This is a genomic window from Micromonospora sp. CNZ309 (genome assembly GCF_002846525.1).
Genome location: NZ_PJNG01000001.1, coordinates 720,885 through 744,729 on the forward strand (window position 1 = coordinate 720,885; position 23,845 = coordinate 744,729).

2 protein-coding genes are annotated in these 23,845 nt (G+C 75.6%); both read left to right on the forward strand.

The features are described 5' to 3' along the window. Positions 1-43 precede the first annotated feature (43 nt). On the forward strand, positions 44-904 hold the full coding sequence (locus CLT72_RS03095) for a metallophosphoesterase family protein (RefSeq protein ID WP_089000789.1): 861 nt from the start codon (positions 44-46) through the stop codon (positions 902-904). Between the two features lie 363 nt (positions 905-1,267). Then, the gene (locus tag CLT72_RS03100) at positions 1,268-23,830 is read left to right on the forward strand and encodes a type I polyketide synthase (protein WP_486484360.1); all 22,563 of its coding nucleotides are present in this window, start codon (positions 1,268-1,270) and stop codon (positions 23,828-23,830) included. Positions 23,831-23,845 lie beyond the last annotated feature (15 nt).

Below are 23,845 nucleotides of genomic sequence, written 5' to 3' on the forward strand. Positions count from 1 at the left end.
GGATGTGGGTGCGTGCGGTGCCCCGGATGGACGGGAGGTCCGCATGGCCGGATCCGGCCTGCCTCAGTTGCTCGCCATCAGTGACCTGCACGTGGTCCACGCGGAGAACAAGGCCATCGTCGAGCGGCTGCGGCCGGAGCGGGACGGCGACTGGCTCATCGTCGCTGGGGACGTCGGCGAGTTCGTCGCCGACGTCGAGTGGGCGCTGGGACTGCTCAGCCGCCGGTTCGCCAAGGTCATCTGGGCCCCCGGCAACCACGAGCTGTGGACGCCCCGCGAGGACCCGGTGCAGCTGCGCGGGGACGCGCGCTACCAGCATCTGGTACAGCTCTGCCGGGGTCTCGGGGTGGTCACGCCGGAGGACCCGTACCCCGTCTGGGATCCGCAGGGCGACGACCCGGTCCTCATCGCGCCGCTGTTCCTGCTCTACGACTACAGCTTCCGGCCGGCCGGTACGTACACGAAGGAGCAGGCCCTGGCACGGGCCCACGAGGTCGGCGTGGTCTGCACGGACGAGATCCTGCTGCATCCGGACCCGTACCCGACGCGGGACGCCTGGTGCCGGGCGCGGCTGGCCCTGACCGAGCGCCGGCTGACCGCGGAACGCGACGGGCTACCCACCGTCCTGGTCAACCACTTCCCGCTCGTCCGCGAACCCACCCGGATCCTGCGGTACCCGGAGTTCGCCCAGTGGTGCGGCACCGAGGCCACGGCGGACTGGCACGTCCGTTTCGACGCCCGCGTCGCCGTCTACGGCCACCTGCACATCCCGCGCACCACCTGGTACGACGGGGTCCGGTTCGAAGAGGTCTCGGTCGGCTACCCACGGGAGTGGCGCCGCCGCTCGACGCCGCCGGGACGGCTGCGCCGCATCCTGCCGGCGGTCACCGGACAGCCCGCCTGAACGGCCGTCGCGATGCTGGTCACCGCTTCGTCCGGGACCCGCCGCGACGGCCCTCACGGGCCAGTCGATCAGGGGTTCTCTAGGGGTTGGGCGCGTGATGGGCGCTCAGTACCGTCCAGTCACGGTGGCGGGCATGTGTCGGCGGGACGGCCCGGCGTGGCGGGCGCCTGAGCAGGCACGACAACCGGAATCAGGAACAGGTGTCGGGTTCGTGGCCGAGCGGCCGTGTCTCCGCCCACCTGTGCACGAGACCGGTCCGTCGGTGGTGGTGTGGTCAACGAATCGGCAGATTCCGATCGATAGCAAGCTCTGGGCGGGTGGGTCATGGCGGACGAAGACAAGCTCCTCGAACACCTGAAGTGGGTGACCTCCGAGCTCCGCCTGGCGCGTCGGCGCCTGACCGAGCTGGAGAACGAGGACGCCGAGCCGATCGCGATCGTCGGCATGGCCTGCCGGTTCCCCGGCGGGGTCGCCTCGCCGGAGGACCTCTGGGACCTCGTCGCGGGCGGTGTGGACGCCACCGGCACGTTCCCCGACGACCGGGGCTGGGACCTCGACGGACTCTACGACCCCGACCCGGACCACCCCGGCACCACCTACAGCAACCGGGGCGGCTTCCTGCGCGACGCCGGCCTGTTCGACCCGACCCTGTTCGGCATCTCGCCGCGCGAGGCGCTGGCCATGGACCCGCAGCAGCGGCTCCTGCTCGAGGTGACCTGGGAGGTCTTCGAGCGGGCCGGCATCGACGCCACGTCGGTGCGGGGCAGCCGTACCGGCGTGTTCGTCGGCACCGCCGGGCAGGACTACACGTCCGTGCTGCGGCAGCTGCCCGAGGGCACCGAGGGCTACGTCCTCACCGGTACGGCCGCGAGCGTCATGTCCGGCCGGCTGGCGTACTCCTTCGGGCTGGAGGGGCCGGCCGTCACGATCGACACCGCCTGCTCCTCCTCGCTGGTCGCCCTGCACCTGGCCGGTCAGGCCCTGCGCGACGGCGAGTGCTCCCTCGCCGTCGCCGGCGGCGTCACCGTGCTGGCCACCCCCGGCGCCTTCGTCGAGTTCTCCCGCCAGCGGGGGCTCGCCTCCGACGGGCGGTGCAAGGCGTTCTCCGCCGACGCCGACGGGACCGGCTGGTCCGAGGGCGTCGCCATGCTGCTCGTCGAGAAGCTCTCCGACGCCCGCCGCAACGGTCACCCCGTCCTGGCGGTGATCCGGGGCAGCGCCGTGAACCAGGACGGCGCGAGCAGCGGCCTGACCGCCCCCAACGGTCCCTCGCAGCAGCGGGTCATCCGCCAGGCGCTGGAGAACGCCCGGCTCACCCCGGCCGACGTGGACGCCGTCGAGGCCCACGGCACGGGCACCCGGCTCGGCGACCCGATCGAGGCGCAGGCGCTGCTCGCCACGTACGGCCAGGGACGGCCCGCCGACCGGCCGCTGTGGCTGGGATCGCTGAAGTCGAACATCGGTCACCCGCAGGCAGCGGCCGGCGCCGGCGGCGTCATCAAGATGGTGATGGCGATGCGGCACGGCGTGCTGCCGCCCACCCTGCACGTGGACCGGCCGTCCCCGCACGTCGACTGGTCGACGGGGGCCGTGTCCCTGCTCGACGAGGCGCGCCCCTGGGCGGGCGGCGACCACGTCCGCCGGGCCGGCGTGTCGTCCTTCGGCATGAGCGGCACGAACGCCCACCTGATCCTGGAGCAGGCGCCGGCCCCCGACCCGGCCGGCGACGAGGCCGCCGGCTACCGCCGTCGCGCCGTCGCGCCGGTGCTGCTCTCCGCCGCGCAGCCGGCCGCGCTCTCCGCCCAGGCCGACCGGTGGGCCCGCTGGCTCGCCGACGACGGGGAGTCGCGCCCCCTCGACGTGGCCTGGTCGTCGGTGGTGTCCCGCTCGGCGCTCGACCGGCGCGCGGTGGTGCTCGCCGACGACCGGGCGGGCCTGCTGGCGGGCCTGGCGGCCCTGGCGGCGGGGGAGTCGTCGGGCACGGTCGTCACGGGCCAGGCCGGGGACCGGGGTCCGCTGGCGGTGCTCTTCTCCGGCCAGGGCGCGCAGCGCGCCGGCATGGGCCGGGAGCTGTACGGCGAGTTCCCCGTCTTCGCCGCCGCCCTCGACGAGGCGTGCGGGCACCTGGACCGGGTGCTGCCGCGCCCGCTCAAGGAGGTGCTGTTCGCGCCCGAGGGCTCCGCCGAGGCGGAGCTGCTGGACCAGACCGTGTTCACCCAGGCCGGGCTCTTCGCGGTCGAGGTGGCGCTGTTCCGCCTGGTGGAGTCGTTCGGCGTCGCGCCGGACCTCGTGGGCGGGCACTCGATCGGCGAGATCGCCGCCGCGCACGTGGCCGGGGTGCTGTCCCTCCAGGACGCCTGCCTGCTCGTGGCCGCGCGGGGCCGGTTGATGCAGTCGCTGCCCGACGGCGGCGGGATGCTCGCCGTGGCCGCCGACGAGGCGGCGGTGGTCGCGTCGATCGCCGGGCTGACCGACCGGGTCGGCGTCGCGGCGGTGAACGGCCCGACGTCGGTCGTGGTCTCCGGCGCCGTCGACGCCCTCGACGAGGTCGAGCGGGTCTGGCGGGACCGGGGCGTGCGTACCCGCCGGCTGACGGTGAGCCACGCGTTTCACAGCCCGCTGATGGAGCCGGTGCTGGAGCGCTTCCGCGGCATCGTCGAGCGGCTGGACTTCGCCACCCCCGTGCTGCCGATCGTGTCGAACCTGACCGGGGCGCTCGCCGACGCCGACGAGATCCGCACCCCGGAGTACTGGGTGCGGCACGTCCGCGAGGCCGTACGGCACGCCGACGGGGTCGCCGCCCTGCGCGACGCCGGGGTCGACACGTTCCTGGAGATCGGGCCGCAGAGCGTACTGACCGCGATGGTGGCGGACGTCCTGCCCGACGACGACGTGCTGGCCGTCGCCGCCCAGCGCCGGGACCGGCCGGAGACGCAGGCGCTGCTGGCGGCGCTGGCCGAGCTGCACGTGCACGGCGTGCCCGTCGCCTGGCAGGAGTGGTTCGCCGACACCGGGGCGCGGCGGGTGGAACTGCCCACGTACGCCTTCCAGCGGGAGCGGTTCTGGCCCGAGGTGCTGCCGTGGCGCGTCGGCGACGTGTCGGGCGCCGGCCTCGGCGTGGCGGGGCATCCGTTGCTCGGCGCGGCGGTGCGCCTCGCCGGTGACGACGAGGTCGTGCTGACCGGCCGGCTGTCGGTGTCGACGCACCCGTGGCTGGCCGACCACGTGGTCGGCGACGCCGTGGTGGTGCCGGGCACCGCGCTGGTCGAGCTGGCGGTGCGCGCCGGCGACGAGGTGGGCGCGTCGCGCGTACGGGAGCTGACGGTGGCGGCGCCGCTGGTGCTGCCCGAGTCCGGCGCGGTGCGCGTCCAGGTGCGCGTCGGCGCGGCCGACGACGCCGCCGTCCGGTCGGTGTCCGTCTACTCCCAGCAGGAGGACGACGACGACACCGAGTGGACGCGGCACGCCGAGGGCCTGCTCGAACCGGTGTCGGTCGACGAGCCGGGCGTCGGCGCGTGGCCGCCGCCGGGCGCCGACGAGGTGGACCTGACCGGGTGGTACCCGGCGCTGGCGGAGCACGGCCTGTCGTACGGGCCGGTGTTCCAGGGCGTGCGGCGCGCCTGGACGGCCGACGGTGAGGCGTACGCCGAGGTGGCGCTGCCGGACGGCGCGGCCGGGGACGCGGGCGCGTTCGGGGTGCACCCGGCGCTGCTGGACGCCGCGCTGCACCCGGTGGCCCTGCTGCTGGCGGCGGAGCCGGCGGGCGGGCCCCGCGTGCCGTTCGCGTTCGAGGGTGTGCAGGTGCACGCCTCGGGCGCCAGGACGCTGCGGGTACGGCTGACCCGGGACGGCTCCGGGGTGCGGCTGGTGGCCTGCGACGGCTCGGGCGCGCCGGTGGTGTCGGTGGACTCCCTGGTGCTGCGGGAGATGACCCCGACGTCGAGTCGCGGCGCTGCCGCCCGGTCGCTGTACGAGGTGACCTGGCAGGCCGAGCAGATCGACGGCGTCGACGACCTCGCGGGATGGGCGGCGCTGGGCCGGCCGGCCACGGACGCGCTGCCGCAGCTGCCGGTCTTCGCCGACGTGGCGGCGCTGGCGGCGGGCGGGGCCACGGCCCGGCGGGTGCTGCTGACGGTGCCCGCCGGCGAACCCGGCGTCGCCGTGCCGGAGGCCGTGCGGACGGTCACCGGCGGTGTGCTGGACGTGCTGCGGTCCTGGCTCGACGCCGAGCCGCTGGCCGACACGAAGCTCGTGGTGGTGACCCGGGGCGCGGTGGCCGCCGGGGACGACGACCAGGTCACCGACCTGGCTTCCGCCGCCGTCTGGGGCCTGCTGCGCTCGGCGCAGTCGGAGCACCCGGGGCGGATCGTCCTCGCCGACGTCGAGGGCGAACTGACCCCCGCGACCCTCGCCGTGCTGGCCGGGGCGGCGGTCGACCCGTCGGCCTCCGGCGGCCAGCTCGCGGTGCGGGGCGAGCGGACCCTCGTGCCGAGGCTGGCACGGCCGGTGGGCGACGAGCTGACGCCGCCGCCCGGGCCGTGGCACCTCGCTCCCGTCACCCCCGGCACCCTGGACGGGATCGGGCCGGTTCGGGCCACGCCCGTCGCCCTGGGCGCTGGCCAGGTGCGCATCGCGGTGCGCGCGGCCGGGGTGAACTTCCGGGACGTGCTGATCGGCCTGGGCATGTACCCGGATCCGGCGGCCGTGATGGGCAGCGAGGGTGCGGGCGTCGTGGTCGAGGTGGGCCCCGGCGTGACCGACCTGGCGCCCGGCGACCGGGTGATGGGCATGTTCGAACTCGGGTTCAGCCCGCAGGCGGTCGCCCACCGGGAGCGCATCGCCAGGATGCCCGCCGGCTGGACCTTCACCCAGGCGGCCTCCGTCCCCCTGGTGTTCCTGACCGCGTACTACGCGCTGCGGGACCTGGCCGGGCTGCGGGCCGGCGAGTCGGTGCTGATCCACAACGGCGCGGGTGGCGTCGGCATGGCCGCCATCCAGCTCGCCCACCACCTCGGCGCCACCGTCCACGCGACGGCGAGCCCCGGTAAGTGGGGTGTGCTGCGCGGTCTGGGGGTGGCCGGGGAGCGGATCGCGTCGTCGCGGACCACGGAGTTCGAGCAGGTCTTCGGCGCGGCCACGGGTGGTGCCGGGGTGGACGTGGTGCTCGACGCGTTGGCCGGCGAGTTCGTCGACGCGTCGTTGCGGCTGCTGCCGCGCGGTGGCCGGTTCGTGGAGATGGGCAAGGCCGACGTGCGCGACCCGGAGACGGTCGCTGCCGAGCACCCGGGCGTGGCGTACCGCGCGTTCGACCTCAACGAGGCGGGCAGCACCCGCATCGGCGAGATGCTCACCGAGATCCTCGCCCTGTTCGCGCGGGGCGCGCTGCGCCCGCTGCCCGTACGGGCGTGGGACGTGCGCCAGGCCCGGCAGGCGCTGCGGTACGTCAGCCAGGCCCGCCACGTCGGCAAGGTCGTCCTGCGCATTCCCGCACCCGTGGACCCCGACGGTACCGTGCTGCTCACCGGCGCGGCCGGGACCCTGGCCGGCGTACTCGCGCGGCACCTCGTCGCCACCGGCCAGGCCCGCCGCCTGCTGCTGGCCTCCCGCCGCGCGCCCGGCCGGGACGACGCGTACGCCACCCTGGTCCGGGAACTGACCGACGCGGGCGCCGACGTCACCGCCGTTGCCGTCGACGTCAGCGACCCCGCGCAGGCCAGCGAGCTGATCGCCGGAATCGACCCGGCGCACCCGTTGACGGCGGTGGTGCACACCGCCGGCGTGATCGCCGACGCGACCATCGGTTCGTTGGACGAGTCCGCCCTGCGTACGGTGCTGGCGCCGAAGGTGGACGCCGGCTGGGCGTTGCACGAGGCGACCGCGCACCTGGACCTGTCGGCGTTCGTGCTGTTCTCCTCCGTGGCGGCCACCCTCGGCTCGCCGGGGCAGGGCAACTACGCCGCCGCGAACGCGTTCCTCGACGCCCTCGCCCAGCACCGCCGGCAGCAGGGGCTGCCCGCCACCAGCCTCGCCTGGGGCATGTGGGCCACCGACAGCACGATGACCGCGCACCTCGACGGCGACGACCAGCAGCGGCTGCGGCGGGTCGGGATGAGCCGGCTCTCCCCGGCCGAGGGCGCCGAACTCTTCGACGCCGCCCTGCCGGCGGTGCAACCGGTCGTCGTCGCGGCCCGACTCCACGTCACCGGCGAGGCGAGCCACGTACCGCCGCTGATGCGGCACCTGCTGCGCGGCGGCGGCCGACGCCGCACCGCCACCGACCGGCCGAGCGCCGGGGCGTCGTGGCGGGAGCGGCTCGACGGCCTGTCCGAGGCGGACGCCCGCCAGGCGCTTGTCGACCTGGTCTGTGGCCAGGCCGCCACGGTGCTGGGGCACGCCTCGGCGCAGTCGGTTCCCGCCGCCCGCGCCTTCAAGGACCTGGGCTTCGACTCGCTGACCTCGGTGGAGCTGCGCAACCGGCTGGGCGCCGCCACCGGGCTGCGGCTGACCGCCACGCTGGCCTTCGACCACCCCACCCCGGCCCGCCTCGCCGAGCACCTGTTCGCGCAGCTCGGCCGGGCCACCGGCGCCGGCACCGCCGTCCGTACCGTCGTCACCGCCGACGCCGACGAACCGATCGCCATCATCGGCATGGCCTGCCGCTACCCCGGCGGCGTCGCCACCCCCGAGCAGCTGTGGCAGCTCGTCACCTCCGGCTCCGACGCGATCGGCGGGTTCCCCGCCGACCGCGGCTGGGACCTCGACCGGCTGTACGGCACCGACGGCGACCAGGCGGGCGGCACCGTCACCGAACAGGGCGGCTTCCTCTACGACGCGGCCGACTTCGACGCCGGCTTCTTCAACATCAGCCCCCGCGAGGCCCTCGCCATGGACCCGCAGCAGCGGCTGCTGCTGGAGACCGCCTGGGAGAGCTTCGAGTACGCCCGCATCGACCCCACCGCGCTCGGCGGCACCGCCACCGGTGTCTTCATCGGCGCGGCCTCCTCCGGCTACGCCACCAGCGGACGCGACGACCTGGACGGCCTCGAGGGGCACCTGCTCACCGGGACGGCGGGCAGCGTCGCCTCCGGGCGGGTCGCCTACATGTTCGGCCTCGAAGGCCCGGCGGTCACCATCGACACCGCCTGCTCCTCGTCGCTGGTGGCGTTGCACCTCGCCGCCCAGGCGCTGCGCGGCGGCGAGTGCGACATGGCCCTGGCCGGCGGGGTGGCGCTGATGGCGCAGCCCGGCATGTTCTCCGAGTTCTCCCGGCAGGGCGGCCTCGCCCCGGACGGACGGTGCAAGGCGTTCGCCGCCGGCGCCGACGGGACCGGCTGGTCCGAGGGCGTGGGCATGCTGCTCGTGGAGCGCCTCTCCGACGCCCGGCGCAACGGGCACCGGGTGCTCGCCGTACTGCGCGGCTCCGCGGTCAACCAGGACGGCGCGTCCAACGGGCTGACCGCCCCGAACGGCCCGTCGCAGCAGCGGGTGATCCGGCAGGCCCTGGAGAACGCGCGGCTGAACCCGGCCGACGTGGACGCCGTCGAGGCGCACGGCACCGGCACCGTCCTCGGCGACCCGATCGAGGCGCAGGCGGTGCTGGCCACCTACGGGCAGGACCGGGCCGACGCCGAGCCGCTCTGGCTCGGCTCGATCAAGTCGAACATCGGCCACTCCCAGGCGGCGGCCGGGGTGGCCGGCGTGATCAAGATGGTGCTGGCGATGCGGCACGGCGTGCTGCCGCCGACCCTGCACGTGGACGAGCCGTCGCCCCACGTCGACTGGAGCGCCGGGGCGGTCGCCCTGCTCACCGAGGCCCGGCCGTGGCCGGCGGTGCGGCGCCCGCGCCGGGCCGCCGTGTCGTCGTTCGGCATCAGCGGCACCAACGCGCACACCATCATCGAGCAGGCGCCCGACGAGCCGGCCCCGGCGACGGCCCCGCCGGCGGGGGGCCTCCCCGGCCTGGTCGGCCCCGCCGCCGTACCCCTGCTGGTCTCCGGCCGCAGCCCCCGCGCGCTCGGGGCGCAGGCCGCCCGCATCGGCGAGCGGCTGGCCGGCGACGCCGACCTGGACCTGCGCGACCTCGGGTTCTCCCTGGCCGCCCAGCGGGCGCACCACCCGTACCGCGCGGTCGTCGTGGCCGCCGACCGGGACGACGCCGCCGCCCGGCTGGCCGCCCTCGCCGCCGGCGACGGCTCGCCGGCCGGCGCGGACGCCGCGTCGAAGGTCGTCTTCGTCTTCCCCGGTCAGGGCTCCCAGTGGGCGGGGATGGCGCTGGACCTGCTGGAGACCTCGCCGGTCTTTCGGCAGCGGATGGGGGAGTGCGCCGAGGAGCTGTCCCGGCTGGTGGACTGGTCCCTCACCGACGTGCTCCGGCAGGCGCCCGGCGCGCCGTCCCTGGACCGGGTGGACGTGGTCCAGCCGGTGCTCTTCTCCGTCATGGTGTCCCTCGCCCAGCTCTGGCGCTCGTGCGGCATCGTGCCGGCCGCCGTCGTCGGGCACTCGCAGGGTGAGATCGCCGCGGCCTGCGCGGCCGGCGCGCTGACCCTCGCCGACGCGATGCGACTCGTCGTGGCGCGCAGCCGTGGCCTGCTGGCCATCTCGGGCCGGGGCGGCATGGTCTCCGTCCCGCTGCCGGCCGCCGACACCGAGCAGCTCATCGCGCCGTGGCGGGACACCCTCTCCGTGGCGGCCCTCAACGGCGCCTCCGCGACCGTGGTCTCCGGTGACGCGGCGTCGGTCGCCGAACTGCTCGCGCACTGCGCCGAGCGGGACATCCGGGCCCGCGCGATCGCCGTCGACTACGCCTCACACTGCGGCCACGTCGACGCCGTACGCGACGACCTGGTGGCCGCGCTCGGCACGGTCGACTCCCGCTCGACCGGGGTGGCCTTCCACTCGACGGTCACCGGCGAGCCCATCGACACCGCCGAGCTCGACGCCGACTACTGGTACCGCAACCTGCGGGAACCCGTCCGGCTCGCGCCGGTGCTGGACCAGCTGATCGAGCAGGGCTTCCGGGTCTTCGTCGAGGTCAGCCCGCACCCCGTGCTGAAGGTGGTGGTCCAGGACGCGCTGGAGAAGGCCACCGGCGCCGTCGACGCGGGCGTCGTGGTCGGTTCGCTGCGCCGCGACGAGAACGGGCCGCGCCAGCTGCTGACCGGCCTCGGCGACCTGCACGTCGCCGGGGTGCCCGTCGACTGGACGGCGGTGTTCGCCGGCTCCGGCGCCACCGGCGTCGACCTGCCGACGTACGCCTTCCAGCGGGAGCGGTTCTGGCCGGCGGTGGACCACTCCGCCGGCGGCGACGTGTCGGGCGCGGGCCTGGGGGCGGCGGGGCACCCGCTGCTCGGCGCGGCGGTGCGCCTCGCCGGTGACGACGAGGTGGTGCTGACCGGCCGGCTGTCGGTGTCGACGCACCCGTGGCTGGCCGACCACGTGGTCGGCGGTGCGGTGCTGGCGCCGGGCACCGCGCTGGTGGAGCTGGTGGTGCGCGCCGGCGACGAGGTGGGCGCGTCGCGGGTACGCGAGTTGACGGTGGCGGCGCCGCTGGTGCTGCCCGCCGCCGGTGCCGTCCGCGTGCAGGTACGCGTCGGCGCGGCCGACAGCGCCGGCGTCCGGTCGGTGGCGGTCCACTCGCAGCCCGACGGCGACCCGGAGGCCGAGTGGACGCGGCACGCCGACGGTGTGCTGGAGCCTGCCGCCGACGAGCCGGAGGTGGGCGCCTGGCCGCCCGCCGGGGTGCCCGAGGTGGACCTCGCCGGCTGGTACCCGGCGCTGGCGGAGCGGGGCCTCACCTACGGCCCGTCGTTCCAGGGGCTACGCCGGCTGTGGGCCGCCGGCGACCACGCGTACGCCGAGGTGGCGTTGCCGGACGAGGCGACCGCCGACACCGACCGGTTCGCCGTGCACCCGGCGCTGCTGGACGCCGCGCTGCACCCCGTGGGGCTGCTGCTGGCCGACCGCTCCGGCGGGCCGCGGGTGCCCTTCGCCTTCGAGGGCGTGCAGGTGCACGCCTCCGGGGCCCGGGTGCTGCGGGTGCGGTTGACCCGGACGGGTTCCCGGGTGCGGCTGGTGGCCGGCGACGAGTCGGGCGCGCCCGTGGTGTCGGTGGACGCGCTCGCGTTGCGGGAGATGACCGCATCGGCCGGCCAGGACCCCACCGAGCGGGCGCTGTTCGAGGTGACGTGGCAGCCCGAGCGGGTCACGCCGGCGCGCGACCTCTCCGGCTGGATGCTGCTCGGCGACACCGACGTGCCGGCGGACCTGTCCACGCCCGTGTTCCCGACCGTCGACGACCTCGTCACGGCGATCTCCGGCGGCGCGGTCGAGGCGCCCCGCGCGCTGGTGCTCCCGGTCCGCGCGGACACGCCGGACGCAGGGCTGCCCGACCTGGTGGGCACGGTCACCGCCCAGGTGCTGGACGTGCTGCGTTCCTGGCTCGCCGCCGAGGCGCTGGCGGACACGAAGCTGGTGGTGGTGACCCGCGGCGCGGTGCTCGCCGCACCGGCCGACGCGCTGCGGGACCTGACCGGCGCGACGGTCTGGGGCCTGCTGCGCTCGGCGCAGTCGGAGCACCCGGGACGGATCGTCCTCGCCGACGTCGAGGGCGCGCTCACCCCGGCGGTCCTCGCGGTGCTGGCCGCGGTGGCCGAGGACCCGTCGGCCACCGGCGGCCAGGTGGCCGTACGCGGCGACGAGGTGCGCACCCCGCGCCTGGGTCGGCCCGCCGGCCCGGTCGCCGAGGAACTCGTCGCGCCGGCCGGGCTGTGGCAGGTCGGGGCGGTGAGCCCCGGCACCCTCGACGGGATCGGCATGGTGCCCGCCACGCCCGTCGCCCTGGACGCCGGCCAGGTGCGCATCGCGGTGCGCGCGGCCGGCGTGAACTTCCGGGACGTGCTGATCGGCCTGGGCATGTACCCGGATCCGGCGGCCGTGATGGGCAGCGAGGGCGCGGGCGTCGTGGTCGAGGTGGGCCCCGGCGTGACCGACCTGGCGCCCGGCGACCGGGTGCTCGGCATGTTCGAGCCGGCCTTCGCCCCGGAGGTGGTCGCCGCCCGCGACCTCGTCGCGAAGATCCCCGACGGCTGGTCCTTCACGCAGGCCGCGTCGGTGCCGGTGGTGTTCCTGACCGCGTACTACGCGCTGCGGGACCTGGCCGGCCTGCGGGCCGGCGAGTCGGTGCTGATCCATAACGGCGCGGGCGGCGTCGGCATGGCCGCCATCCAGCTCGCCCGGCACTGGGGCGCGACGGTGTACGCCACCGCCAGCCCCGGCAAGTGGGGTGTGCTGCGTGGCCTCGGGGTGGCCGGGGAGCGGATCGCGTCGTCGCGGACCACGGAGTTCGAGCAGGTCTTCGGCGCGGCCACGGGTGGTGCCGGGGTGGACGTGGTGCTCGACGCGTTGGCCGGCGAGTTCGTCGACGCGTCGTTGCGGCTGCTGCCGCGCGGCGGTCGGTTCGTGGAGATGGGCAAGGCCGACGTGCGCGACCCGGAGACGGTCGCCGCCGACCACCCCGGCGTCAGCTACCGCGCGTTCGACCTCAACGAGGCCGGACACCCGCGCATCGGCGAGATGCTCACCGAGATCCTCGACCTGTTCCAGCAGGGCGCGCTGCGTCCGCTGCCCGTACGGGCGTGGGACGTGCGCCAGGCCCGGCAGGCACTGCGGCACATCAGCCAGGCCCGCCACATCGGCAAGGTCGTCCTGCGGGTGCCCGCGCCCGCCGACCCCGACGGCACCGTGCTGCTCACCGGCGCGGGAGGCGCCCTCGCCCGGGTGTTCGCCCGGCACCTGGTCGCCACCGGTCAGGCGCGGCACCTGCTGCTGGCCTCCCGCCGTGGTCCCGAGCAGTACCAGGACCTCATCGAGGAGCTCACCCAGGCCGGTGCCCGGGTCACCGTCGGCACCGCCGACGTGACCGACCCACGGCAGGTGACCCGGCTGCTGGAACTGGTGGACCCGGCGCACCCGTTGACGGCGGTGGTGCACACCGCCGGCGTGATCGCCGACGCGACCATCGGTTCGTTGGACGAGTCCGCCCTGCGTACGGTGCTGGCGCCGAAGGTTGACGCCGGCTGGGCGTTGCACGAGGCGACCGCGCACCTGGACCTGTCGGCGTTCGTGCTGTTCTCCTCCGTGGCGGCCACCCTCGGCTCGCCGGGGCAGGGCAACTACGCCGCCGCGAACGCGTTCCTCGACGCCCTCGCCCAGCACCGCCGGCAGCAGGGGCTGCCCGCCACCAGCCTCGCCTGGGGACTGTGGGCCACCAGCAGCGCGATGACCGCGCACCTGCACGGCAACGACCACCGCAAGGCGATCCGCGCCACCAGCGCCCCGCTGACCGACCAGCAGGGCGTCGCCCTCTTCGAGGCGGCCCGGCAGCGCGGCAGCGCCCATCTCGTACTCATGAACCTGCCGCCGGCGACCGCGCGCCCGGCCGGCGGCGCCGTGCCCAGCCTGCTGCGTGACCTGGTCCGCCCCGCCGCTCCGGCCCGCCGCGCGGTGGGCCGGGGCACGGCCGACACCGCGTCGGTGCGGGACCGCCTGGCGATGCTCAGCCCGGCCGAGCGGCGCAACCACCTGCTCGACCTGGTGGCCACGAACGTCGCCAGCGTGCTCGGGCACCGCTCCGCGGAGAACGTCGACCCCCACCGCGCCTTCAAGGAGCTGGGCTTCGACTCGCTCACCTCCGTCGAACTGCGCAACCGGCTCTCCGCCGCGACCGGGCTGCGGCTGCCCGCGACCGTGGCGTTCGACCACCCGGCCCCCGCGGTGCTCGCCGACTTCCTCGACCGGGAACTGGGCGGCGGTTCCGACGCCGCCCGCCCGGCCGTGGTCGGCACGGCCGCCGCGCTCGACGAGCCGATCGCCATCATCGGCATGGCCTGCCGTTTCCCCGGCGAGGTGCAGACCCCCGAGCAGCTCTGGCAGGTGGTCACCGCCGGCGCCGACGTCATCTCGCCGTTCCCCACCGACCGGGGCTGGGACCTGGACGACCTGAGGGCCAGCGGCGGGGACGACACGTCCGTGCCCCGCCAGGGCGGCTTCCTGCACGACGCCGCCCAGTTCGACGCCGCCTTCTTCGGGATCTCGCCCCGGGAGGCGCTGGCCATGGACCCGCAGCAGCGGTTGCTGCTGGAGACGTCCTGGGAGGCCTTCGAACGGGCGGGGATCGACCCGCACTCGGCGCGGGGCAGCAGCACCGGCGTCTACGTCGGGCTGATCTACCACGACTACGCCTCCCAGGCCGCCGGAACGACCGACGAGGTGGACGGCTACGTCGGCAACGGCAGCGCGGGAAGCGTCGCCTCGGGACGCATCTCGTACCTGTTCGGCCTCGAAGGTCCCGCCGTCACCGTCGACACCGCCTGCTCGTCGTCGCTGGTCGCGCTGCACCTGGCCACCCAGGCGCTGCGACAGGACGAGTGCCGGCTCGCGCTCGCCGGCGGGGTGAGCGTGATGTCCACCCCCGGCATGCTGACCGAGTTCTCCCGGCAGCGCGGCCTGTCGCCCGACGGTCGGTGCAAGGCCTTCGGTGCGGGCGCCGACGGCACCGGCTTCGCCGAGGGCGTCGGCATGCTCCTGCTGGAGCGCCTCTCCGACGCGCAGCGCAACGGCCACCGCGTCCTCGCCGTCGTGCGGGGCAGCGCGGTGAACCAGGACGGGGCCAGCAGCGGCCTGACCGCGCCGAACGGTCCCGCGCAGCAGCGGGTCATCCGGCAGGCGCTGGCGAACGCCCGACTGACCCCGGGCGACGTCGACGCCGTCGAGGCGCATGGCACGGGCACCGCGCTGGGCGACCCGATCGAGGCGCAGGCCCTCCTGGCCACGTACGGGCAGGACCGGCCGCAGGACCGACCGCTGTGGCTCGGTTCGATCAAGTCGAACATCGGTCACGCCCAGGCGGCGGCGGGCGTCGCCGGGGTGATCAAGATGGTGTTGGCGATGCGGCACGGTGTGCTGCCGCCGACCCTGCACGCGGACGAGCCGTCGCCGCACATCGACTGGACCACCGGCTCGGTGGCCCTGCTCACCGGCGCCCGGTCGTGGCCGGCCGTCGACCGGCCGCGCCGGGCCGCGGTGTCGTCGTTCGGCATCAGCGGCACCAACGCGCACACGATCATCGAACAGGCGCCGGAGTCCGTCCCGCCGCCCGCCGGGCCGCCCGCGACGCCCCCGGTCGACCTCGTCGCGTGCGTCCTCTCGGCCCGCGACGACGCCGCCCTGCGCGAGCAGGCACGCCGGCTGCGGGGCCTGCTGGACGACGAACCGGACCTGACGCTCGCCGACGTGGCCCACGCGCTCGCCACCCGCCGCACGGCCTTCGAACACCGCGTGGTGCTGCTGGCCCGGGACCGCGAAGACCTGCTCACCGCCCTCGACGCGGTGGCCGACGAGCAGCCCTCGGCCGCCGTCGTCCACGGCGTGGCGCGCGGCGGACGCACCGCGATCCTCTTCTCCGGCCAGGGCGCCCAGCGTCCCGGCATGGGGCGTGAGCTGTACGACGCCCACCCGGCCTTCGCCGCCGCCCTCGACGAGGTGTGCGGGCACCTGGACCAGCACCTGCCCCGTCCGCTGCGCGAGGTGCTGTTCGCCGAGGCGGGCACGCCGGAGGCGGAGCTGCTGGACCAGACCGTCTTCACCCAGGCCGGGCTGTTCGCCGTCGAGGTGGCCCTGTTCCGGCTGGTCGAGTCGTTCGGCGTCCGGGCGGACCTGGTGGCCGGGCACTCGATCGGCGAGGTGGCCGCCGCCCACGTCGCCGGGCTGTTCAGCCTCGCCGACGCCTGCGCGCTGGTGGGGGCCCGTGGCCGGCTCATGCAGGCCCTGCCACAGGGCGGCGGGATGCTCGCGGTCGGCACCGACGAGCAGGCCGTCGTGGAGTCGCTGGCCGGGCTCACCGACCGGCTCGGCGTCGCGGCGGTGAACGCCCCGACCGCCGTGGTGGTCTCCGGCGAGGTCGGGGCCCTCGACGAGGTGGAGCGGACCTGGCAGGACCGGGGCGTACGCACCCGCCGGCTGAACGTCAGCCACGCCTTCCACAGCCCGCTGATGGAGCCGATGCTGCGCGAGTTCCGGCAGGTGCTCGACACCCTGACGTTCCGCTGGCCGACCCTGCCGATCGTGTCGAACCTGACGGGCGAGATCGCCGACCCCGACGAGATCGGCACCCCCGACTACTGGGTCCGGCACGTGCGCGAGACCGTCCGGTTCGCCGACGGGGTCGCCAGCCTGCGTACGCGCAACGTCCGGGTCTTCCTCGAACTCGGCCCCGACGCGGTGCTCGCCGGCATGGTGCGTGGCTGCCTGCCCGACGACGACGACACCCTCCCGGCGGCCGTCGTGGCGAGCCTGCGCCCGGGCCGCCCGGAACCTGTGTCGCTGATGAACGCGCTGGCGGAGCTGCACGTGCACGGCGTGCCGGTCACCTGGACCGACCTCCTGCCGGGCACCGCGACCCGCCCGGTGGACCTGCCGACGTACCCGTTCCAGCGGCAGCGGTTCTGGCCGGCGGTGGGGCGGCTGCGGGCCGGTGACGTCAGCGGCGCGGGCCTCGGTGTGGCGGGGCACGGCCTGCTCGGCGCGGCGGTGGACCTCGCCGGCGACGACGAGGTGGTGCTGACCGGCCGGCTGTCGCTGGCCACCCACCCCTGGCTGGCCGACCACGTGATCTCGGGCGTGCCGCTGGTCCCCGGCACGGCGCTGGTGGAACTGGCCGTGCGCGCGGGCGACGAGGCGGGCGTGTCCCGGCTGCGTGACCTGGCGGTGCTGACGCCGCTGGTGCTTCCCGACGCGGGCGCCGTGCGGATCCAGGTCCGGGTGTCGGCGGGCGAGGCGTCGCAGCGTCCCGTCGCCATCTACTCGCGCCCCGACGACGACCCCGAGGCGGGCTGGCTCCAGCACGCCGAGGGTGTGCTGGAGCCGGCGACGGCGGACGAGCCGAGGACGGGCACCTGGCCGCCGGCCGGCGCGACCGAGGTCGACCTGGCGGACTGGTACCCGGCGCTCGTCGCGCGCGGCCTGGCGTACGGGCCGGTGTTTCAGGGTCTGCGACGCGCGTGGGTGGGCGACGGCGAGGTGTTCGCCGAGGTGGCCCTCCCGGACGACGCGGTGGCGGGCATCGACCGGTTCGGGGTGCACCCGGCGCTGCTGGACGCGGCCCTGCACCCGGTCGCCCTGCTGCTGGGCGACGAGCCGGGCGGGCCACGGGTTCCGTTCGCGTTCGAGGGCGTGCAGGTGCACGCCTCCGGTGCCAGCGTGCTGCGGGTCCGGTTGTCCCGCAGCGGTGCCGGCGTGCGGCTGGTGGCGTGCGACGAGGTGGGCGCGGCGGTGGTGTCGGTGGACTCCCTCGTCCTGCGCGAGCTGGCTGGTACGGCCACGGCGGGTGTGGCGTCCCGGTCGATGTTCGAGGTGGTCTGGCAGGCGGAGGAGACCGAACCGGTCGACGACGTCTCGGGCTGGGCGGTGCTGGGCGGTCCGGCCCTGCCGGGCGTTCCCGACGGTCCCTCCGCCGAGACGATCAGGCAGCTGCTGGCCGCGATCGACACCGGCACCACGCCGCCGCGCCGCCTGCTGTTCACGCCGACCGGGCCGGACGCCGACGGCGTCGATACGGCGCAGCGGGCCCGGGCCATGACGGCGGACGTGCTGGGCCTCGTGCAGGCGTGGCTGGCCGCCGACGTCCTGGCGGACTCGAAACTGGTGGTGGTCACCCGACGCGCCGTGTCCGTCGGCGACGAGGACCAGGTGACGGACCCGGCCGCTGCGGCGGTGTGGGGTCTGCTGCGCTCGGCGCAGTCCGAGCACCCGGGCCGCATCGTCCTGGCCGACGTGGACCGTGGCGTGAATCCCAACGTGCTAAGCACCCTGACCCGCTACGCGGCGGACCCGACCGGCGGTCAGGTGGCCGTCCGTGGCGGCGAGGTCTTCGTGCCGCGTCTGGTCCGTGCGGTGGTTCCGGCGTCGGCGCAGGCGCCGGCCGTGGGTGACGGCGTGGTGCTGGTGACCGGTGGTACGGGTGCGCTCGGGGCGCTGGTGGCGGAGCACCTGGTGTCGGTGCACGGGGTGCGCTCGCTGGTGCTGGTGTCGCGGCGTGGTCCGGAGGCCGAGGGCGCCGGCGAGCTGACCGGGCGGCTGACCGCGCTGGGCGCCGACGTGCGGATCGTCGCCTGTGACGTGACGGACCGGGACCAGGTGTTCGGCCTGGTGGCGGAGATCGGTGCCGAGGGCCGCCTGGCGGGTGTGGTGCACACGGCCGGTGTCCTGGACGACGGTGTCGTGGAGGGGCTGACGGCCGAGCGTCTGGCGGGGGTGTTGGCGCCGAAGGTGTCGGCGGGTTGGTTCCTGCACGAGGCGACGGCGTCCCTCGCGGTGGACCTGGATCTGTTCGTGGTGTTCTCGTCGGTGGCGGGTGTGTTGGGTTCGCCGGGACAGTCGGCGTACGCGGCGGCCAACGCGTTCCTCGACGGGCTGGCGGTGTGGCGGCGGAAGTCGGGTCTGCCTGCGGTCAGCCTGGCCTGGGGCATGTGGGACACCGCCGGCATGGCGGCGTCGATCGGTGGGGTCGAGCGGGCCCGCTCGGCGCGCGCCGGCCTGCGGGCCATGAACGCCCGGACCGGTCTGGAGCTGTTCGACGCCGCCCTGGGCGCCGGCCGGCCGGCCCTGGTGCCGGCCGTGATCGACGTGCCCGCGCTGCGCTCGGCGGCTTCCGGCGGGATGGTGCCGCCGATGCTGCGGGTCCTCATCGGCACGGCGAACACCCGCCGCCAGGCGGGCAAGGGCGGTGACGGCTGGGCCGACCGGCTCGCCAGGCTCAGCGAGGAGAACGGCCTCACCGAGGTGGACCAGCTGGTGCGGGGTCTCGTCGCGCAGGTGCTGGGGCACGGCAGTACCGAGGCGGTGCCGGCGGACCGGGCGTTCCGGGAGTTGGGCTTCGACTCGCTGACCGCCGTCGAGCTGCGCAACCGGGTCAACGGCGCGACCGGCCTGCGGCTGGCCTCGACCCTGGTGTTCGACTACCCGACCCCGCAGGCCCTGACGGCCCACGTGTACGCGGAACTGGTCGGCGAACGGCTCGCCGCCGTCGTCTCCGACGAGCCGGCCGGCGGCGACGCCGACGAGCCGATCGCGATCGTGGGCATGGCCTGCCGCTACCCCGGCGGCGTCCAGTCTCCCGACCAGCTGTGGAAGCTGGTCAGCACCGGCGGGGAGGGCGTCGGCGAGTTCCCGGCCGACCGGGGCTGGGACCTCGACACGCTCTTCCACCCCGATCCGGACCACCCCGGCACGTCGTACACCCGCCACGGCGGTTTCCTGTACGACGCCGGCGCGTTCGACCCCGCGTTCTTCGGCATCTCGCCGCGTGAGGCCCTGGCCATGGACCCGCAGCAGCGGTTGCTGCTGGAGGCGTCGTGGGAGACGTTCGAGTCGGCGGGGCTGGACCCGCAGCGGCTGCGGGGCAGCCGGACCGGCGTCTTCGCGGGCGTCATGTACCACGACTACGCGACGCGGCTCATGGAGCTGGCCGGCGAGGTCGAGGGCTACGTCGGCACCGGCAACTCGGGCAGCGTCCTGTCGGGTCGGGTGGCGTACACGTTCGGCCTGGAGGGCCCGGCGGTCAGCGTCGACACGGCGTGCTCGTCGTCGCTGGTGGCGCTGCACCTGGCGGTGCAGGCGTTGCGCTCGGGCGAGTGTGATCTGGCGTTGGCCGGTGGTGTGACGGTGATGGCGACGCCGGGCACGTTCATCGAGTTCTCGCGGCAGCGTGGTCTGTCGGCCGACGGCCGGTGCAAGTCGTTCGCCGCGTCGGCGGATGGCACGGGCTGGTCCGAGGGCGTGGGTGTGCTGCTCGTCCAGCGCCTCTCCGACGCGCAGCGCGAGGGCCGGCGCATCTACGCGGTCGTGCGGGGCACGGCGGTGAACCAGGATGGCGCGTCGAACGGCCTGACGGCGCCGAACGGTCCGTCGCAGCAGCGGGTGATCCGCCAGGCTCTGGCAAACGCGCGTCTCACCGCCGCCGACGTGGACGCCGTGGAGGCGCACGGCACGGGCACCACCCTCGGCGACCCGATCGAGGCGCAGGCCCTGCTGGCCACGTACGGGCAGGACCGTCCGCAGGGCCGGCCGCTGCTGTTGGGGTCGGTGAAGTCGAACATCGGTCACACGCAGGCGGCTGCCGGTGTGGCTGGTGTGATCAAGATGGTCATGGCGATGCGGCACGGTGTGGTGCCGTCGACGTTGCACGTGGATGAGCCGTCGCCGCACGTCGACTGGTCGGCCGGGGCGGTCGCCCTCGCCACCGAGGCGACGCCGTGGCCTGCGGTGGACCGGCCGCGTCGGGCGGCGGTGTCGTCGTTCGGGATCTCCGGCACCAACGCGCACGTGATCATCGAGCAGCCGCCCGCCGAGCTGGTCGAGGGCGAGATCGTCGCCGGGAACGTGCCGCCGGTGGTGCCGGTGCTGCTGTCGGCCCGCGACGGTGCCTCGCTGGCCGCGCAGGCGGGCCGCTGGGCGAACTGGCTGGCCGCCGACGGCAGCGTACGTCCGCTGGACGTGGCGTGGTCGAGCGTGGTGTCGCGGTCGATGCTCGAACATCGTGCCGTCGTGGCCGGAACGGGCCGCGACGAGTTGCTGGCGGGCCTGACCGCGCTGGCGGCGGGTGAGCCCTCCGGCGGGGTCTTCGTGGGTCCGGGCGGGCAGCGGGACCAACTGGCGCTGGTGTTCTCGGGCCAGGGCGCCCAGCGCGCCGGCATGGGCCGGGAGCTGTCCGAGGCGTTCCCGGTGTTCGCGACCGCCCTGGACGAGGTGTGTGGACACCTCGACCCGTTGCTGCCGCGCGCGCTGCGGGAGGTGCTGTTCGCCGAGGCGGGTACGGAAGAGGCGGAACTGCTGGACCACACGGTGTTCACGCAGGCCGGGCTCTTCGCCGTCGAGGTGGCGTTGTTCCGGCTGGTGGAGTCGTTCGGCATCGTGCCCGACATGGTGGCCGGTCACTCGATCGGCGAGGTGACGGCCGCGTACGTGGCCGGGGTGCTGTCCCTGGCCGACGCGTGCGCCCTCGTCGCCGCGCGGGGCCGGTTGATGCAGGCGCTGCCGGCCGGCGGCGGCATGTTGGCCGTGGCGGCTGACGAGGCTGCGGTGACGGAGTCGATCGCCGGGCTGGCCGACCGGGTCGGTGTCGCGGCGGTGAACGGGCCGACGTCGATCGTCGTGTCCGGCGCGGTGGAGGCCCTCGACGAGATCGAGCGCGACTGGCGGGACCGGGGCGTACGCACCCGTCGGCTCGCGGTCAGCCACGCGTTCCACAGCCCGCTGATGGAGCCGATGCTCGACGAGTTCCGGGCGGTCCTGGCCGGGTTGACGTTCGCCGCACCGGCACTGCCGGTGGTGTCGAACGTGACCGGGGCGCTCGCCGACCCTGACGCGATCCGCACGGCCGACTACTGGGTGCGCCACGTCCGCGAGGCCGTCCGCTACGCCGACGGGGTCACCGCGCTGCGGGCCGCCGGGGTGGACACGTTCCTGGAGATCGGGCCGCAGAGCGTGCTGACCGCGATGGCGGCGGACATCCTGCCCGACGACGACGTACTGTCGGTCGCCGTCCAGCGTCGGGACCGGTCGCAGGCCCAGGCGCTGCTCGGCGCGCTGGCGGAACTGCACGTGCACGGCGTGCCGGTGACCTGGCAGGAGTGGTTCACCGACAGCGGGTCGCGGCGGGTCGACCTGCCGACGTACACCTTCCAGCACCAGCGCTACTGGCCGGAGCCGGCGAGCAGGCCGCGTACGAGGGTGACCGACACCGGCGACGCCGACTTCTGGGCCGCCGTCGAGCAGGGCGACCTGAGCGCCCTCGCCACGCAGTTCGGCGACGACGGCGCCGCCCTGGACGCCCTCACCCCGGCCCTGCCGGTCCTGTCGACCTGGCACCGGGCGCGTACGCGGCGGGCGGTCGTGGACGCGTGGTCGTACCGGGTCGGGTGGAAGCGGACCGACATCACCGCCGATCCGGCGCGCCCGGGCGTGTGGCTGCTCGTGACGGCGGAGGACGACCTGACGGACGGCACCCGCGCGGAGGCGGTCACCAAGGCCCTCGCCGAGGTCGGCGCCGACGTGGTCCGGCTGACCGTCGACCCGGTCGGCACCGACCGGGCGGAACTCGCCCGCCGGCTGGCCGACGCGCTGGCCGACGGACCCGCCACCGGCGTGCTGTCCCTGCTCGGCCTCCGCGACCAGCCGCACCCCGCCCACCCGGCCGTACCGGTCGGGACGGCCGCCACGCTGCTGCTGCTCCAGGCCCTGCACGACACCGGGACGACGACCCGGCTGTGGTGCCTGACCCAGGGCGCGGTCGGCACCGGCGACGGGGACGCGGTGCACGGCGTCGCCCAGAGCGGGCTGTGGGGCCTGGGGCTCGTGGCGGGCCTGGAACACCCCCAGCTGTGGGGCGGACTGGTGGACCTGCCCGAGCAGGTCGACGCGACGGCCTGGGACCGGGTGGCGCGGGTGGTGACCGGCGCCGGCGACGAGGACCAGTTGGCCGTACGTCCCTCCGGGGTGTTCGTCCGCCGCCTGGTCCGTGCGGCACCCGCCGCCCCCGACACGGCGCAGCGGTGGCAGCCGTGCGGCACCGTGCTGGTCACCGGCGGCACCGGCGCGCTGGGTGCGCACGTGGCCCGCTGGGCGGCGGCCAACGGGGCGGAGCACATCGTGCTTACCAGCCGCCGCGGCGAGCGCGCACCGGGGGCCATGGAGCTGCGCGCGGAACTCACCGCGCAGGGCGTCCGGACGTCGGTCGTGGCCTGCGACGTCGCCGACCGCGACCAGGTGGCGGCACTGCTGGCCCGCCTCGACGAGGACCCCGCGCCGTTGACGGCCGTGGTCCACGCGGCGGGTGCCGGCGAGCCCGGCCTGATCGCCGACACCGACCTGGCCGCGTTCGCGGGCGTGCTCGACGGCAAGGTGGCCGGCGCGGTGCACCTGGACGCGCTGCTCGGCGACCGGCCGTTGGACGCCTTCGTGCTGTTCGCCTCCATCGCCGGGGTGTGGGGCAGCGGCGGGCAGTCCGCGTACGCCGCCGGCAACGCCTTCCTGGACGCGCTGGCGGAGCAGCGCCGCGGCCGGGGCCTGCCGGCGACGTCCGTGGCCTGGGGGCCGTGGGCCGACGGCGGCATGGCCACCGGCGAGGCCCAGCAGCTGCTGGCCCGGCGCGGCCTGACCGCCATGGCACCGGCCGACGCCGTGCACGCCATGCGGTACGCCGTCGGCCTGCCCCGGGCGGCGCTGACCGTGGTGGACGTCGACTGGGCGGTCTTCGCCCCGGCGTACGCCTCGGCCCGCCCCCGGCCGCTGCTCGACGACATCGCCGAGGCCCGCGAGGCGCTGCACGCCCAGGCCGGGCAGCAGCAGCCCGGCGGGGCCGTCGACGCCCTGCGGGAGCACCTGCTCACCCTGCCCCGGCCCGAGCGGGTCCGGCACCTGGTCGACCTCGTCCGTACCCACGCCTCCGCCGTGCTCGGCCACTCGGGCACGGACCGGGTCAAGCCGCAGCGCGCCTTCAAGGAGCTCGGGTTCGACTCGCTGACGGCGGTCGAGCTGCGCAACCGACTGACCGGCGCCACCGGCCTGTCGCTGCCCGCGACCCTCGTCTTCGACTACCCGAACCCGGCCGTGCTCGCCGAGAACCTGCTCGACGGCCTGCTGCCCGAGGGGGCACAGGCGGACGACGGCGACCCGGCGGAGGTGGCCGTCCGGCAGGCGCTCGCGGCGATCCCGCTGACCCGCCTGCGGGAGGCCGGGCTGCTGGACCTGCTGCTCAACCTCGCCGACGCCGACGGCGGCGGTGGTGACGAGTCCACCGACGAGGCCCTGGACCTCGACGATCTCGACACCGACGCCCTCGTCAGGCTGGCGCTTGACGGAACCGATTCCTGACCGTTGTCCCCAGTA